General features: G+C 72.8%; 11 protein-coding genes. 8 read left to right on the top strand and 3 right to left on the bottom strand.

Annotated features, from left to right (window positions below):
* Window positions 1-29 precede the first annotated feature (29 nt).
* Both IEY99_RS11695 and IEY99_RS11690 read left to right on the top strand, forming a co-directional pair.
* A complete protein-coding gene (locus IEY99_RS11695) occupies window positions 30-593 on the top strand; it encodes an adenine phosphoribosyltransferase (protein ID WP_189202381.1) in 564 nt (187 codons plus the stop codon).
* A 117-nt stretch (window positions 594-710) separates the two neighbouring features.
* Window positions 711-3200 (top strand): RelA/SpoT family protein, encoded by a 2490-nt coding sequence (locus tag IEY99_RS11690; RefSeq protein ID WP_189202379.1) that lies wholly within the window; start codon window positions 711-713, stop codon window positions 3198-3200.
* 58 nt (window positions 3201-3258) lie between these two features.
* On the opposite strand, the gene IEY99_RS11685 is transcribed toward IEY99_RS11690, so the two are convergent.
* Both IEY99_RS11685 and IEY99_RS11680 read right to left on the bottom strand, forming a co-directional pair.
* Entirely contained in the window at window positions 3259-4089 is an 831-nt protein-coding gene (locus IEY99_RS11685; protein ID WP_189202377.1) for a peptidylprolyl isomerase, read from the bottom strand.
* Window positions 4090-4157: 68 nt separating this feature from the next.
* A complete protein-coding gene (locus IEY99_RS11680; RefSeq protein WP_189202375.1) occupies window positions 4158-5087 on the bottom strand; it encodes a peptidylprolyl isomerase in 930 nt (309 codons plus the stop codon).
* Window positions 5088-5247: 160 nt separating this feature from the next.
* Here IEY99_RS11680 and IEY99_RS11675 point away from each other — a divergent pair, with 160 nt between their 5' ends.
* The gene (locus IEY99_RS11675; protein ID WP_189202373.1) at window positions 5248-5946 is read left to right on the top strand and encodes an MBL fold metallo-hydrolase; all 699 of its coding nucleotides are present in this window, start codon (window positions 5248-5250) and stop codon (window positions 5944-5946) included.
* Between the two features lie 24 nt (window positions 5947-5970).
* On the top strand, window positions 5971-7305 hold the full coding sequence (gene hisS / locus IEY99_RS11670) for a histidine--tRNA ligase (protein ID WP_189202371.1): 1335 nt from the start codon (window positions 5971-5973) through the stop codon (window positions 7303-7305).
* A gap of 66 nt (window positions 7306-7371) precedes the next feature.
* Here hisS and IEY99_RS11665 read toward each other — a convergent pair whose 3' ends face one another.
* Window positions 7372-7884 (bottom strand): PaaI family thioesterase, encoded by a 513-nt coding sequence (locus IEY99_RS11665; RefSeq protein ID WP_189202369.1) that lies wholly within the window; start codon window positions 7882-7884, stop codon window positions 7372-7374.
* 57 nt (window positions 7885-7941) lie between these two features.
* Between IEY99_RS11665 and IEY99_RS11660 the strand changes: the two genes are divergently transcribed.
* The 4 genes from IEY99_RS11660 to IEY99_RS35070 all read left to right on the top strand — a co-directional run bounded on the left by IEY99_RS11660 (window position 7942) and on the right by IEY99_RS35070 (window position 15291).
* Entirely contained in the window at window positions 7942-8430 is a 489-nt protein-coding gene (locus IEY99_RS11660; RefSeq protein WP_189202367.1) for a winged helix-turn-helix transcriptional regulator, read from the top strand.
* A 199-nt stretch (window positions 8431-8629) separates the two neighbouring features.
* Window positions 8630-9448: a cyanophycinase gene (locus tag IEY99_RS11655; protein ID WP_189202365.1), complete on the top strand. Its 819-nt coding sequence runs from the start codon at window positions 8630-8632 to the stop codon at window positions 9446-9448.
* Window positions 9445-12189 carry a cyanophycin synthetase gene (gene cphA, locus IEY99_RS11650; RefSeq protein ID WP_189202363.1) on the top strand — a complete coding sequence of 915 codons (2745 nt, stop codon included), beginning with the start codon at window positions 9445-9447 and terminating at the stop codon, window positions 12187-12189. Before IEY99_RS11655 ends, cphA begins: the two co-directional genes overlap by 4 nt.
* A 528-nt stretch (window positions 12190-12717) precedes the next feature.
* A complete protein-coding gene (locus tag IEY99_RS35070) occupies window positions 12718-15291 on the top strand; it encodes a serine/threonine-protein kinase (protein ID WP_189202361.1) in 2574 nt (857 codons plus the stop codon).
* Window positions 15292-15538 lie beyond the last annotated feature (247 nt).

Here is a 15538-nt window from a genome sequence, read left to right as displayed (position 1 = left end):
GGCCGTCGGCTTTGTCTAGGCTGTGGCGCGTGACGGATACTGCTGCAGAGGTACGCGGGGACAGCGGCCCCGAGGTCGCCGCGCTGGTCGCCGGCCGGGTCGTGGACGTGCCCGACTTCCCGAAGCCCGGCATCGCCTTCAAGGACCTGACCCCGCTGTTCGCCGACGGGCCGGCGTTCCGCGAGGTCGTCGACCGGATCGTCGCGCACCACGGCGCCGGCTCCTTCGACGTCGTCGCCGGGATCGAGGCGCGCGGGTTCGTGCTGGCCGCCGCGCTCGCCTACGCGACCGGCACGGGGGTCGTGCCGATCCGCAAGGCCGGCAAGCTGCCGCGGGAGACGTACGCCGCGTCCTACGCCCTGGAGTACGGCGAGGCGACCCTGGAGCTGCACCGGGACTCCTTCGCGGCGGGGCAGCGGGTGCTGGTGGTCGACGACGTGCTCGCCACCGGGGGCACCGCCGCGGCCGCTTTGGAGCTGGTCGAACGGGCCGGCGGCACCGTCTGCGGATTCACGGTCGTCATGGAGCTCGGCTTCCTGCCGGGACGGGAGCGGCTGAGCCCTCGTACAGTCCATGCCCTGCTGACCGTTTGATGCTTTTCGCCCCACGTGGCGGTACTCTTTCGGAGCTTCGGGCCAGGCCTACCGGGAACTCCGGGCGGGTACGATGGCTTTTCCAACCAGGTGAGCAGTAGCGACGTGAGGAGGCCGGTGTCCAGCGACGTCGCCCCTCCGACGGAGGGCACGGTGCAGCCGACCGACGCGACCAAGGCTTCCTCGCCGTCGAGCGACTCGGCGGCGCCGTCGAAGCCTGCCGGGGCTTCGCCCCAGAAGCCCGCGAACGGGGCCACCGAGACCCCGGTCACCGGGGTGCCGCTGCCCGACGGTGAGACCACCCAGCCGCTGGCGCCGGGCGACGAGCCCACCGTCGGTTTCGGGCTGGCCAGCGCGCCCACCGGGCGCCGGGTGCGGGCCCGGCTCGCACGGTTCAACGCGCCCTGGCAGAGCACCCAGGTCAGCGAGGTGCTCGAGCCGCTGATCGCGACCCATCGGGCCAGCCACCCCAAGGCCGACGGGCGGGCCCTGCAGCGCGCCTTCGACGTGGCCGCCCGGTGGCACTCGGGGCAGTACCGCAAGTCCGGCGACCCGTACATCACGCATCCGCTCGCCGTCGCGACGATCCTGGCGAACCTCGGCATGGACACCACCACGCTGGTGGCCGCCCTGCTGCACGACACGATCGAGGACACCGACTACGGGCTCGAGCAGATGCGCGCCGACTTCGGCGGCGAGGTCGCGCTGCTGGTCGACGGCGTCACCAAGCTCGACCGGGTCAAGCTCGGCGACGCCGCCAAGGCCGAGACGATCCGCAAGATGGTCGTGGCCATGGCCAAGGATCCGCGGGTGCTGGTCATCAAGCTGGCCGACCGGCTGCACAACATGCGCACGCTGACCTTCCTGCCCCGTGCCAAGCAGGAGCAGAAGGCCAAGGAGACGCTGGAGATCCTCGCGCCGCTGGCCCACCGCCTCGGTATGAACACGATCAAGTGGGAGCTCGAGGACCTCGCGTTCGGCACGCTGTTCCCCAAGCGGTTCGAGGAGATCAACCGCCTGATCGGCGAGCATCAGCCGCAGCGCGAGGCGCTGCTGCGGCAGGTGACCAACCGGGTCGGCCTCGACCTCAAGTCGGCGAAGATCAAGGCCGAGGTGACCGGCCGGCCCAAGCACCTGTACTCGATCTACCAGAAGATGATCGTGCGGGGCCGCGACTTCAACGACATCTACGACCTGGTCGGCGTGCGCATCCTGGTCGACACTGTCCGCGACTGCTACGCCGCGCTGGGCGTCATCCACGCGAACTGGCAGCCGGTGCCCGGCCGGTTCAAGGACTACATCGCGATGCCGAAGTTCAACATGTACCAGTCGTTGCACACGACGGTCATCGGCCCGACCGGCAAGCCGGTCGAGATGCAGATCCGCACCTTCGCCATGCACCGTACGGCGGAGTTCGGCATCGCCGCGCACTGGAAGTACAAAGAGCAGAAGGGCGCCACCATCGTGGGCCCGCCCGCGCACATCGACGAGATGACGTGGCTGCGCCAGCTGCTGGACTGGCAGCGGGAGGCGAGCGACCCGAGCGAGTTCCTCGACGCGCTGCGCTTCGACCTGTCCAGCCAGGAGGTCTACGTCTTCACGCCCAAGGGCGACGTGATCCCGCTGCCCACCGGGTCGACGCCGGTGGACTTCGCGTACGCGGTGCACACGGAGGTCGGCCACAAGACGATCGGCGCCCGGGTCAACGGCAAGCTCGTGCCGCTGGAGTCGACGCTGTCGAACGGCGACGTGATCGAGATCTTCACGTCGAAGTCGGCGACGGCCGGCCCGACCCAGGACTGGCTGGGCTTCGTCAAGAGCCCGCGCGCCCGCACCAAGATCCGGCAGTTCTTCAACAAGGAACGCCGCGAGGAGGCGATCGAGGCCGGCAAGGACGCGATCGTCAAGGCGATGCGCAAGCAGGGCCTGCCCCTGCAGCGCATGCTCACCAGCGAGAACCTCACCACCATCGCCCGCGACCTGCACCTGGCCGACGTCTCCTCGCTGTACGCGGCGGTGGGGGAGAACACCGTCTCGGCCCAGTCGGTGGTGCAGAAGCTCGTCGCCGGATTCGGCGGCGAGGAGGGCGCGGTCGAGGACATCGCCGAGACGGCCGTCGCGACCCGCCCGCCGCGCAACCGCAGCACCGCGCAGGACCCGGGCGTCGTGGTCAAGGACGTCAGCGACGTGTGGGTCAAGCTGGCCCGCTGCTGCACCCCGGTGCCGGGCGACGCGGTCTTCGGCTTCGTCACCCGCTCCGGCGGCGTGAGCGTGCACCGCGAGGACTGCGCCAACGCCGAGGACCTGCGCGAGCAGAGCGAGCGCGTGGTCGAGGTGAGCTGGAAGCCGACCTCGGCGTCGACGTTCCTGGTGGCCATCCAGGTCGAGGCGCTCGACCGGCACAAGCTGCTCGCCGACGTGACGAGGGTGCTCTCCGAGGAGCGGGTGAACATCCTGTCGGCGACGGTGACCACGACGCGCGACCGGGTGGCGGTCAGCCGCTTCACGTTCGAGATGGCCGACCCGAAGCACCTCGGTCACCTGGTGGCCGCGGTGCGGAAGGTGGACGGCGTGTTCGACGCCTACCGGGTCACCTCCGGCGCCTGAGCCGGGCGGAAAGAAAGGGCGGACCCCGACGGGGCCCGCCCTTCTTCGTGAGCGCCGATCAGGCCGCGGCCATCGTGATGCTCTTGATGTCGATCTCCTTCTTGGGGTGACCGTCGCCCTGGCCGTTGGCGTTGTCACTGCCCGCCTTGGCCACGCCCTCGACGATGTCGAGCCCCTTGGTGACCGTGCCCAGGACCGTGTAGTCGGGCGGCAGCTCGGTGTCGGCGTACACGATGAAGAACTGGCTGCCGGTGGTGCTGGGAGCCGAGGTCTTGGCCATCGCGATCGTGCCCTTCGGGTACGTCGGCTTGGCGTTGGTCGGGAGGTTCTCCTCCGGGTACTTGAAGTTCGGGCCGCCCTGGCCGTCGGTCTCCCGGTAGCCCTTGCCCGACGCCGACGGGTCACCGCACTGCAGCACCTTGATGCCCTCGGTGGTGAGCCGGTGGCACTTGCTGTTGTCCCAGAACTTCTTGCCCGCCAGGTAGGTGAACGCCGCGCCGGTGCACGGCGTCTTCGACAGGTCCACCGCCGCCGTGACGACGCCCAGGCTCGTGTCGATGGTCAGCGTGCTCTTGCCGGTGTTCGGCACGTTGGCGGGCGGGAGACCACCGGTGTCCTTGACCTTGCCGCCGGTGCTGCCATCCTCCGGGATCCAGTGGCAGGCCACCGTCCCCGGCGGCGGCGCGGCGGCCTCCCCGCCCGGCGAGTCGTCGTTGCCGAGCGCGGCGACGATCCACACGGCGGCGCCGGCGATCACGACCACCGCGAGGGCCGAGCCGATGATGGCCTGGCGCTGCCGGCGCTTCTTCGCGGCGGCGGCCCGCTCGGCCATCTCCTTCTCGAGGCGGGCCCGCGCCGCGGCGCGCTGCCTGTCCTTGATCGTCGACACGGTGTTCCTCCTGATATGCCTTCGTGCGGTGAGGGGGCTGCGGTCGGGTGGATGCGGCGGGCGGATGCTCAGGACCGGCGGGACGCCGAGGGGGCGGCCGACGGGGCCGCGACCGCCGACGGGGTCACGGCCGGTGGGGTCACCGGGTCGGCGGCGCTGGGCTCGCCGACGGTGACGCTCTGCACGGTGATCTTCTCCTTGGGCTTGACCTTGTCGCCCGTGGCATTGGCGACGACCGGGATCTTGCCGATGGCCGCCACCGTCTCCATGCCGCCGGTGACCGTGCCGACGATCGGGTACTGCGGCTCGCCCTTGGGCGTGAAGTCCTTGAAGAAGATGAGGAACTGGCTGCCGTTGGTGCCCGGAGGATCGCCGATCAGCGCCACCGTGCCCTTCGGATAGAGCGGGGCGGCGGGCGCCTTCGACGGCGCGGGAGAGCCGCTCGGGCGGGGCTCGGGCTCCGGCTTCAGCGGGACGTTCTCGTTGTAGACGCTGTACGTCGGCCCGCCCTGGCCGGTGCCGCTCGGGTCGCCGCAGCGGATCGCGCCCTCGGTGGTGAGCTCGTGGCAGGTGGTGTTGTCGTAGAACTTCTTGCCCGCGAGGTAGGCCAGGTCCGCGGCGCTGCACGGCGCGTTCACCAGGTCGAGGCTCACCACGATCGGCGCGCCCTTGTCGGTGGTGATCGTCATCGTCCGGCTGCCGGAGGTGGGGATGCCCGACGTCGGCGGCTCGCCCACGTCCTTGAGGCTGGTGTTCGTCGAGGCGTTCTGCCGGGTCCACGCGCAGACGTCGGAGTCCGCGGCATCCGTGCCGGACTTGTCGCTGTCGAACGCGCCACCGAGCCAGGCGACGCCGCCCACCACGAGGAGCAGAGCGGCCGCGGCGCCGACGCCCGCCTGGATCTGCCGCCGTCGTCGCTGCTTGGCGGCCCGGCGCGCCAGCTGGCGATCAAGTTTCTCCCGCGCCAGTTTCCGCGCCCGATCCTTGCTGGAGACCACCTAGGGCTTCCTTCCTCACTCGCGCCCGTGCGCCACGCCACACGCCCGCAAGAGTGTACGGGTAACGCCTGGGAATGTGGTGTGCGAGGTTGCGTGGCGGTGTGTACGGTGCGTCCCGCTAGGCTTTCGGGGGAATGGGACAGCTAGAGAGGGGTGCCGAGTGCTCGTCACCGGCTTTCCGGCCGAGGCTTTCGGCACCAATTGCTACGTCGTGGCTCCGGGCCCGGGCGAGCAGTGCCTGGTGGTGGATCCGGGCATCGGCGTGCTGGACCGGCTCGACGAGGTGCTCGCGCAGTACCGGCTGCACCCGGCCGCGGTGCTGCTGACCCACGGCCACCTCGACCACACGTTCTCCGTCGCCCCCGTCTGCGGTGCGCGCGGCATCACCGCGTACGTGCACCCGGCCGACCGGGAGCTGCTCGCCGACCCCGCCAAGGGGCTGGGCGTCGGCCTCGACGACCTGTTCGGCGGCCGGCTGACCTACTCGGAGCCCGACGACGTCGCGGAGCTCACCGACGGCGCCACGCTGACCCTGGCGGGTGTGGAGATCACCGTCGACCATGCGCCCGGCCATACCGGCGGGTCGGTGCTGTTCCGGCTGCCCGGTGCCGGCACGTCGTGGGAGGCGGAGCAGCTCTGCCTCTCCGGCGACGTGCTCTTCGCCGGCTCCATCGGACGCACCGACCTGCCGGGCGGCAACACCACGGCGATGATGGCGAGCCTGCGGGACAAGATCCTGCCGCTCGCCGACGACACCGTCGTGCTGCCCGGCCACGGACCCGAGACGACGATCGGCCGCGAGCGCGCGGTCAACCCGTACCTGCGGGAGCTGACCGAAGCGCCCAGCCGAGGCCTCTAGACCCTCGCTAGGAGAACAAGCACCATGAGCAAGCCCACGCCCATCTCCGGCTTCCCGGAGTGGCTGCCCGCCCAGCGGATGATCGAGCAGAACGTCGTCGAGCGCATCCGCGCCACCTTCGAGCTGTACGGCTTCGCCCCGCTCGAGACCCGCGCCGTCGAACCGATGGACCAGCTGCTGCGCAAGGGCGAGACCTCCAAGGAGGTGTACGTCCTGCGCCGCCTGCAGGAGGACCCGGCCACCGGCGGCGGCGACGACGCGCTCGGCCTGCACTTCGACCTGACCGTGCCGTTCGCGCGGTTCGTGCTGGAGAACAGCGGCAAGCTGCAGTTCCCGTTCCGGCGATACCAGATCCAGAAGGTGTGGCGCGGCGAGCGTCCGCAGGAGGGCCGCTACCGCGAGTTCCTGCAGGCCGACATCGACGTGGTGGACCGCGACACCCTGCCGTTCCACTACGACACCGAGATGCCGCTGGTGATCGGCGACGCGTTCCGGTCGCTGCCGATCCCGCCGGCCACGATCCTGGTGAACAACCGCAAGGTGTGCGAGGGCTTCTACCGCGGGATCGGCCTGGCGGACCCCGGCGAGGTGCTCCGCATCATCGACAAGCTCGACAAGATCGGCCCGGCGAAGGTCGGCGACCTGCTGGCCGGCCAGGCCGGGGCGACGCCGGCCCAGATCGACGCCTGCCTGCGGCTCGCCGAGATCTCGGCGGAGGACGGCTCCTTCGTGGACCGGGTCCGCAAGCTCAATGTGGACGACGAGCTGCTCGACGAGGGGCTCGAGGAGCTGGCGCGGGTGGTCGAGACCGCCGCGGAGCACTCGCCCGGGCTGGTCCGGGCCGAACTCAAGATCGCCCGCGGGCTCGACTACTACACCGGGACCGTCTACGAGACCCAGCTGCGGGGGTACGAGCGCTTCGGCTCGATCTGCTCCGGCGGCCGGTACGAGAACCTGGCGTCGACGGGCAGCGAACGCTTCCCGGGCGTGGGCATCTCCATCGGCGTCTCCCGGATGCTCGGCCTGCTCTTCGGCCACCAGGCGCTGACCGTCTCGCGCAGCGTCCCGACGTGCGTCGTGGTCGCGCTGCCGCAGGAGGAGATGCGGGGGCGCTGCGACAAGATCGCCCAGGGCCTGCGCTCCCGGCGGATCAGCACCGAGGTGGCGCCGTCCGCGGCGAAGTTCGGCAAGCAGATCCGCTTCGCCGAGCGGCGCGGCATTCCGTACGTGTGGTTCCCGGGCGCCGACGGCGAGCCGGACACGGTCAAGGACATCCGCTCGGGTGAGCAGGTCGAGGCGGACGCCGCGAGCTGGACGCCCCCGGCGGAGGATCTCCTGCCGGCGATCAGCGCGAGCTGACCGTCCACACCGAACAGCCCGCGCCGGCCTTCTCCGGTCGCGCGGGCTGTGCCGGGTGCGGCGGGGTCAGTGCGCGCCGGCCTCGAAGAGCATGCAGCTGGAGGTCGCGTGGGCGACCAGGCGGCCGGTGGCGTCGGTCATCCGGGCCTCGGCCAGGGCCGTGCGCCGCCCGCGTTGCAGCACCGTGCCGGTCGTCGTCAGCCGTCCCGAGGCGACCGTGACCGGGCGCAGGAACTTCACGGTGAGGTCCAGGCTGGTGTAGCCCACCCCGGCCGGCAGCGTCGAGTGCACCGAGCACGCGGCGGCCGTGTCGAGCAGCGTGGAGAGCACGCCGCCGTGCACGGTGCCGAGCGGGTTGTAGTGGAACTCCTGCGGGTCCAGGTGGAGCGTGACGCTGCCTTCCGTGACGTCCATGCCGACGATGTCGATCATGTGCATGACCGGGGGCGGCGGCAGCTCGCCGGTCGACATGGCCTGCAGCAGCTCGAGGCCGGAGCGGCGGCCGAGCAGCGCGGCGTGCTGCGCCGGGTCCGACCACGCGAAGGTCCGGGAGCGTTCTGCGGTCTGGGTCTGCGTCATGGACGCAGGCTGTCACGGGCTTGCTGTGTCTGTCAATGAGACCTAGCCTCTGTACGTATGACCCAGACCACAGCGCGCCCCGAGGCCCTCGACTGGTCCGTGGAGACCTGCACCATCGGCCGCGCCATGGCGGTGCTCGGCGAGAAATGGACCTTCGTCGTGCTGCGGGAGGTGTTCAACGGCGTACGCCGCTTCGCCGACATGCGCGAACGCACCCACATTCCGAGGCAGGTCCTGGCCAACCGGCTCGCCTCCCTCGTCGAGCACGGGGTGCTGCGCCGGGAGCCCTACCAGGAGCCGGGTTCGCGGGTGCGGCACGAGTACCGGCTCACCCAGAAGGGTTTCGATCTGTATCCGCTGCTGGTCGCGGTCAAGGAGTGGGGCGACCGCTACCTGGCCGACGCGGAAGGTCCGCCGCTGGAGATGGTCCACCGCGACTGCGGCGAGCAGGTGCACGCCGCGCTGCACTGCGCCGGCGGTCATCCGGTGACGGAGTTCCGCGACGTCGTGCCCCGCCCCGGCCCGGGAGCCCGCCGCCGCCGCTGAGCGCGGGGCGATCAACGAACCGGTATCAAGCTCCCACTACATGGATTAGCCAGATGTTTCGGTTTTGTTCCGTTTAACCTCATAAGCGAGCCGCTCTCTTCTCGCGCGCCCGGCGTTCCGAGCCGGACGACGGACCGCGGCGCCGCCCGGCTTCCCGCCGGTGCCGGCAGCCGGCAGCGGCATGCGGAGGAGGTAGGTCGTGGCGGCCCGGTTGCTGATCATCGGCGGTGCCGAGCGCCACGGTGCCAGCGGCACGGCCATCCTGCGGCGCTTCGTGGAGCTCGCGCGCGGACCGGCGGCCGACATCGTGGTCGTCGCCACCGCCAGCGGCGAGCCCGCCGTCCTCGAGGCCGAGTACGCCGGCCTCTTCACCCGCGCCGGCGCCGGCCAGGCCCGCGGGGTGCGGATCACCACCCGGGCGCAGGCGAACGATCCGGAGGTCGTCCGGGCCCTCGCCACCGCCACCGGGGTGTTCTTCACCGGCGGCGACCAGACGCGGATCACCACCGTCATCGGCGGGACCCGTACGGACTCGGTCCTGCAGACCCTCGTGCGGGACGGGACGATCGTGCTCGGCGGCACCAGCGCCGGCGCCGCGATGATGGCCGGCACGATGATCCACGGCGGCGAGGCGCCCGGGATCACCCGCGACGGCGTACGGACCGGCCCCGGGCTGGAGTTCCTGCCCGGCGTGGTGATCGACATGCACTTCGCCGAGCGTGGCCGGCTCAACCGGCTGCTGAGCGCCGTGGCTCTCTACCCGCACGAGCTCGGGCTCGGGATCGACGAGGACACCGCGATCCTCGCCGACGGCGACCACTTCGAGGTGCTCGGCTCCGGCACGGTCACCGTGGTCGACGCCGGCGCGGCCACCGACATCCACGTCCCGGCCTCCGGGCCCATCGCGCTCGCCGGGGCGCGCCTGCACGTGCTGCCGGCCGGCAGCACCTTCGAACTGTCCAGCCGCCGCCCCTCGATCGTCGACGGGGCCGACCGGGAACGGGGATCCGTCCGATGAAGATTCTCAGCCTGCGTCACCTGCGCGGCCCCAACGTCCACCTGTCCCGGCCCGCCGCGGTGGCGAGGGTGCGGCTCGACGAGCTCACCGGACTGGAGACCACGGACGTCACGGGCTTCGCCGAGCGGTTGCTGCGGGTGCTGCCGGGGCTGGCCGAGCACCACTGTGCGGCCGGCGCCCCGGGCGGCTTCGTGAGCCGGATGCGCGGCGGCACCTACTTCGGGCACGTCACCGAGCACGTGGCGCTCGAACTGTCCCAGCGCATCGGGCGGGACGTGAGCTTCGGGCGTACGGTGTCGACCCCGGAGCCGGGCGTCTACGACCTCATCGTGGAGTGCCCGCGCGACGAGTCGCCGGAGTCCACCCTGCCCGAGCGGCTCCTCGAGGCCGCGGTCGAGCTGGTCACCACGGTGGCCTCGGGCGCCTCGGTGTCCGCCGCCGACCTCTCCGGGCGGCTGGGCGACCTGGCCGCCCGCGCCGAGCGGGAGGCGACCGGCCCCAGCACCACGGCCATCATCACGGCCGCCCGCCGCCGCGGCATCCCGGTCGAACGGTACGGCGACCTCAGCCTCCTGCGCCTGGGCTGGGGCGCCCGCCGCCGCCTCGTCTGGGCCGCGATGACCGACCGCACCGGTGGCGTCGGCATCGACGTCGCCGCCGACAAGCTCGTGACCCGCCGGCTGCTCGGCGACGCGGGCATCCCGGTCGCCCCCGGCGGCGCGGCGCACGGCGCGGAAGAGGCCGTGCGGCTGTTCGAACGCCTCGGCGCCCCGGTCGTGGTCAAGCCGCGTCGGGGCCGGCAGGGCGAGCACGTGGCACTGAACCTGCGTACCCGCGAGGAGGTCGCGGCCGCGTGCGCGGCGGCCGGCGCGGACGTGGTGGTGGAGCGCCAGCTCGCCGGCCGGGACTACCGGGTGCTGGTGGTGGCGGGCGAGGTGGTCGCCGCGGCCGAGCGGACCGCCGCCCACGTCGTCGGGGACGGGCAGCACACCGTCGCGGAGCTGGTCGCGCGGGTCAACGCCGACCCGCGGCGGGGCCTGGGGCACTCCCGGGCGCTGACCCGCATCGCCCTCGACGACACCGCGGACGCCGTCCTGGCCCGGCAGAACTGCACCGTCGACTCCGTACCCGACGCGGGTCGCCAGGTGTGGTTGCGCGACAACGCCAACCTCTCCACGGGCGGCACCGCCTGCGACGTCACCGACCGCGTCCATCCCGACGTGGCCCGGCTCTGCCTGCGGGTGGCCGCGGTCGTCGGACTGGACGTCGCCGGCGTCGACCTGCGCCTGCCGGACATCGCCGCGCCCGTGCCGCCCAGCGGCGACCCCGACGAGGCCACGGCGGGCGTCATCGAGGTGAACGCCGTACCGGGGTTGCGCATGCACCTGGCGCCGGTGCGCGGGCGGGCCCGTGACGTGGGCGACGCGATCGTACGGGCGATGTTCCCGGGCGGCTCCGACGGCCGGATCCCGGTCGCCGCGGTCACCGGCACCAACGGCAAGACGTCCGTGGCGCGGATGGCGGCGCACCTGCTCGCCGGCGCCGGGGTGCAGATCGGGCTGACCACGACCGACGGGGTGAGCATCGACGGGCGCGTCGTCTACCGCGGCGACGCGACCGGGCCGCGCTCGGCCCAGATGGTCCTCGGCGACCCGGGGGTGCAGGCCGCGGTCCTGGAGACCGCGCGCGGCGGCATGCTGCGCCGCGGCCTCGGGTACGACTGGAGCGACGTCGGCGTGATCACCAACATCACCGCGGACCACTTCGGCCAGGACGGGCTGGAGTCGATCGAGGACGTGGCCCACGTCAAGGCGCTGGTGGCGGAGCGGGTCCGGGACGGGGGCACGCTCGTGCTCAACGCCGACGACCCGTGGGTGCGCTGCCTGGCGGACCGGCCCCGGGTACGCGCCGACCGCAAGCGCATCGTCTGGTTCGGCGCCGATCCGGCGCAGCCCGTGCTCGTGAGTCACCTCGGCCGGGGCGGAATGGCGTACCTGATCCAGGACGGCTGGCTGGTGCAGGCGACCGGGGCGCGGCGCACGCCGCTGGTGCGGGTCGCGGAGGTGCCCGGCACGTTCGGGGGAGCGGCGCCGTACGCGGCCGTCAACGCGCTGGCCGCGATCGCGACGGCGCGGGCCCTCGGCGCCCCGGCGCGCGTGGTCGCCGAGCGCCTGGCCGACTTCGAGCCGCGCGTGCACAACCCCGGCCGCGGCACGGTGCTGCGCCTCGGCGACGTGAGCCTCTTCGTCGACTATGCGCACAACCCGGCCGCGATCGCGGCGGTGCTGCGGACGCTCGAGCGCCTCTACGGTCCGGGCCGCTGCGTCGCGGCGGTGACGCTGCCGGGCGACCGCCGCGACGACCTGCTCGCCGCGTCGGCGCAGGTGCTCGCCGACGGCGTCACGCGGGCGGTCCTCTACGACGACGAGGACGACCGCGGGCGGGAGCCGGGAGAGGTGTCGGCGCTGATCGAGCGCGAGATGCGCGGACGGCGGCCGAACCTGCGCGCGGTGCGTGCCGAGGGTTTCCGGGCGGCGGTCGACGAGGCCGTGCGTCTGGCCGCGCCGGGTGACGTCGTGCTGGTGCTCTACGAGAAGCTCGCGCCGATGCTCGGTTACCTCGAGGAGCTGGGCGCGGTGCCGGTGGACACGCCGCCGGTGGCCGGCCTGCGGCACGCGCCGGTGAGCCTCGCGGGGCGCGGCCGCCCCGGCGTCCTCGACTCCGCGGCCGGCGTCGGCTGACCCATTTGTCCTACGTTCCGGTGAGCGGCCCCAATAAGACATGATCGGCGCCGAACTTTCATCCGATCGGGCGGGGTGGCGCAGGTCACTGCCCCTCGCGGAGGTTGCCGCGGGCACCCTCGGTGAGCAGCGGCCACGGGTGGTCAAATATCGCCGAGTGTGATGCAAGCATGACTGCCCGTGCTCATTCCCTTGTGGATGCCTCCCTATCGGGGGATACCCGCAAGTACCGACGAAGCGGGCAATAGCCGCAACGGCCACCAGGCATGATCATCCACACTGGCCTGACCAGGCCTTTCGGGCCCGCTCCGAGACGCACACCGCGGGCGCACGCGATGGAACGGATCGTGACGAGCCGCAGGTCATCCGCGGCCTCCATCGGTCGAGGCGGAAGCCGATTGTCGGCTACGATCCTGGCCGTCGATGGGGAACGCATTTCGGTCCGACGCCGGACCGGTAGTCGCCCCGGCGCCGGGACACATGGCGGTGTGCTCCCGGTGTTTCATCCGATCGCGCATGTGGGGGCACATGAGCACGACGGACCTGCCCGGTTCGAGCCTGCTGGCCGGTCGGTACCGACTGGTCGAGCGGCTCGGCGCCGGCGGGATGTCAGTGGTGTGGCGGGGCTTCGACGAGGTCCTCGGGCGGCAGGTGGCGGTCAAGGTCCTGCCACCGTCGAGCAGCGCAGATCCCTCGTTCCGGCGCCGGCTGCGGGCGGAGGCCCAGGCCGCCGCGCGCCTGAGCCACCCGCACATCACCAATGTGTACGACTACGGCGAGGCGACCACCGTCGACGGTGAGCCGGTCCCGTACGTCGTCATGGAGCTGGTCGACGGCGAGTCGCTCGCCGCCGTGCTGGCCCGCTCCCGCCGCCTGCCCTGGCCGGCGGCCGTCCGCGTCACCTCCGAGGTGGCCGCCGCGCTGGCCGCCGCCCACGCGCGCGGCATCGTGCACCGCGACGTCACCCCGGCCAACGTCATGCTCACGCCCGCGGGCGCCAAGGTCGTCGACTTCGGCATCTCGGCCCTGATCGGCGAGAACGACATCGACCCGGACGGCAGCCTGCTCGGCACGCCGGCCTACCTCGCGCCCGAACGGCTCGAGGGCGGCCAGGTCAGCCCGGCCACCGACGTGTACGCGGTCGGCCTGCTGATCTACCGCACCCTGATCGGCCAGCTCCCCTGGGACGTCGGCACCACGACCGCGCTGCTGCGCGCCCACCAGTACACCGAGCCCGAGCCACTGCCGCCGGTCGAGGGGCTGCCCGCCGCGGTGTCCGCCCTGATCGCCCGGTGCCTGGAGAAGCGGCCCTCCGACCGCCCGTCCAGCGCCGAGCTCGCCCACGTCCTCGGCACGGTCTCCGCCGGCGTGCCCGCAGCCCGGGCGTTCGTGCCGGAGTGGGCCGACAACGGCGAGGACACCACGATCCTGCCGACCGCGCACTCGTACGCCGACGTCGCCGGCCGGCTCCGTGCCGCGCAGGCGCCGGCCTCCGAGGCCCAGGCCGGCCGGGGCATCGCGGCCGTCCCTGGTGCCGCCGCGCCCGGCGGCGGTGTTCCCGGCGCCGCGGTGCCCGGCGCCGGTATTCCGGGCGCGGCCATCCCGGGCGCCGACGACTCCCTCGCGGGTGCTGCGGGCTCCCTCGCGGGTGCTGCGGGCTCCCTGGCGGGTGCTGGGGGCTCCCTGGCGGGTGCGGGTGGCTCCCTGGCGGGTGCCGCGGATTTCGGCGTGGCGGCTGTCCCGGTGCAGGACGAGCGGGATTCTCCGGCGGGGGCCGAACCCGCCTCCCCGATGTCCGCCGCGGCGGCCGTGGGTGCGCCCGCTCACGCGGCGAACAACGCACCGGCCGGGCCGACCACGCCGCCGCAGCGCGGCGGGCGCAACAGCCGCTTCGGCCCGCTGCCGCACGTCACGCCGGCGGCCGGTCCGGCCGCTCCGGCGTCCGCGGGCCCGGTGTTCCCGGGGTCCGTCTCCGGGACCCCGGCGCCTTCGGGACTGCTGTCTCCGGGCCCGGACGATGCCGACATGGCGGGTGCGTTCGGTGCTTCGGCCACGTCCGGTGCCGCCGCGGGGCCGGCCCTGCGTCCGGCCTTCGGCGGGATGGCGGGCCCGGCACCGACGGGTCCCGACGGCGCCGGGGCGCCGCCCCGTGCGGACGCGGGGGGCCCGCCGAACCGGCCCGTCGCGCAAGCGCCGCCCGGGACGCCCGGCGGCTGGGCCGGTGCGACCCCGCGACGCCGGCTCCTCGTCGTGGCGGGCTCGGTCGCGCTGGTGGTCGGGGCCGGCGCGTGGGCGCTGGGCCAGGCGGCCGGTGGGTCGCCCCGCAATGTGGTGGCCAACGCCGCCGGCCCGCAGCCGACCCAGCTCACCGGCGCCAGCAAGTGCGTGGTCAGCTACGCGGTCTGGTCCGACGACGGCGGCCGGTTCAAGGCCGCCGTCACCATCGCCAACCGCGACATGAAGGCGATCAAGGACTGGAAGCTCTGGTTCCTCATGCCGGGCGACCAGGTGGTCTCCGGCAACGGCAAGCTCCGGCTCGACCAGCAGTCGCGCGCCGTGACCGTGGAGACCGGCAGGGTGCTGAGCCCGCAGGCGACCGAGACCATGCAGTTCACCGGCCGGTACAAGGCCAGCAACGCCGCCCCGATGGTGTTCCAGCTCGACGGGCAGACCTGCGAGACGTTCGTGTCGCCGAAGCCCGGTGAGCCGTCCCGGCCGGTCGAGCACCTGAGCAACGGCACGGTGCGGCTCGGCCCGGTGCCGTCGAAGCGCTCGCCGCAGCCGGGCATCTCCATCGACCCGAGCGGCGTGGTCGTGCCGGTGCCGGTGCCGCCCGGGCAGCAGCAGCCCCCGGCGCCCGGTACCCCGTCGTCCGGCGGCCCGCCGGGGAACACCGGTGGGGAGCAGCCCGGCACCGGGAACGGCAACGGCAGCGGTGGTGACGACGAGGAGCCGGCCCCGCCCGCTCCGCCGTCGCTGCCGGAGGAGCCCCCCACGGGCCCGGACGACGGTCAGAACGAGGAACCGTCCGCGCCGCCCTCGATCGAATCCGTGCCGCCGGAGGACGTGGATCGGGACGAGCCACCCCGAACATTCGGATAAACAGCACAAAAAGCATGGGCGGTCGACCGGAGTGCCGGTCGGCCGCCCATTTGCGCGATAAAGTCGATATCGATCCCGGCAGGCATATACGTCCCCGTGCGGACGCCCCGCCCGCGCTGGACGGGGCGGCCGCCGGAGTCGCCGACGCCGAATCAATGCAAACTGCATCGGCGCGCCTCCGGGCCCGCCGGACGCCCGCGAGGAAGATTGTTGACACCAGTCGGCAACCCGATTGGTTCCGGTCCGC

This window comes from Couchioplanes azureus (assembly GCF_014648355.1).
In the GTDB taxonomy this organism is placed as follows: Bacteria; Actinomycetota; Actinomycetes; order Mycobacteriales; family Micromonosporaceae; genus Actinoplanes; species Actinoplanes azureus.
The sequence above is the reverse complement of the archived record's forward strand: the minus strand, read 5'-3'. Positions and strand labels throughout refer to the sequence as shown.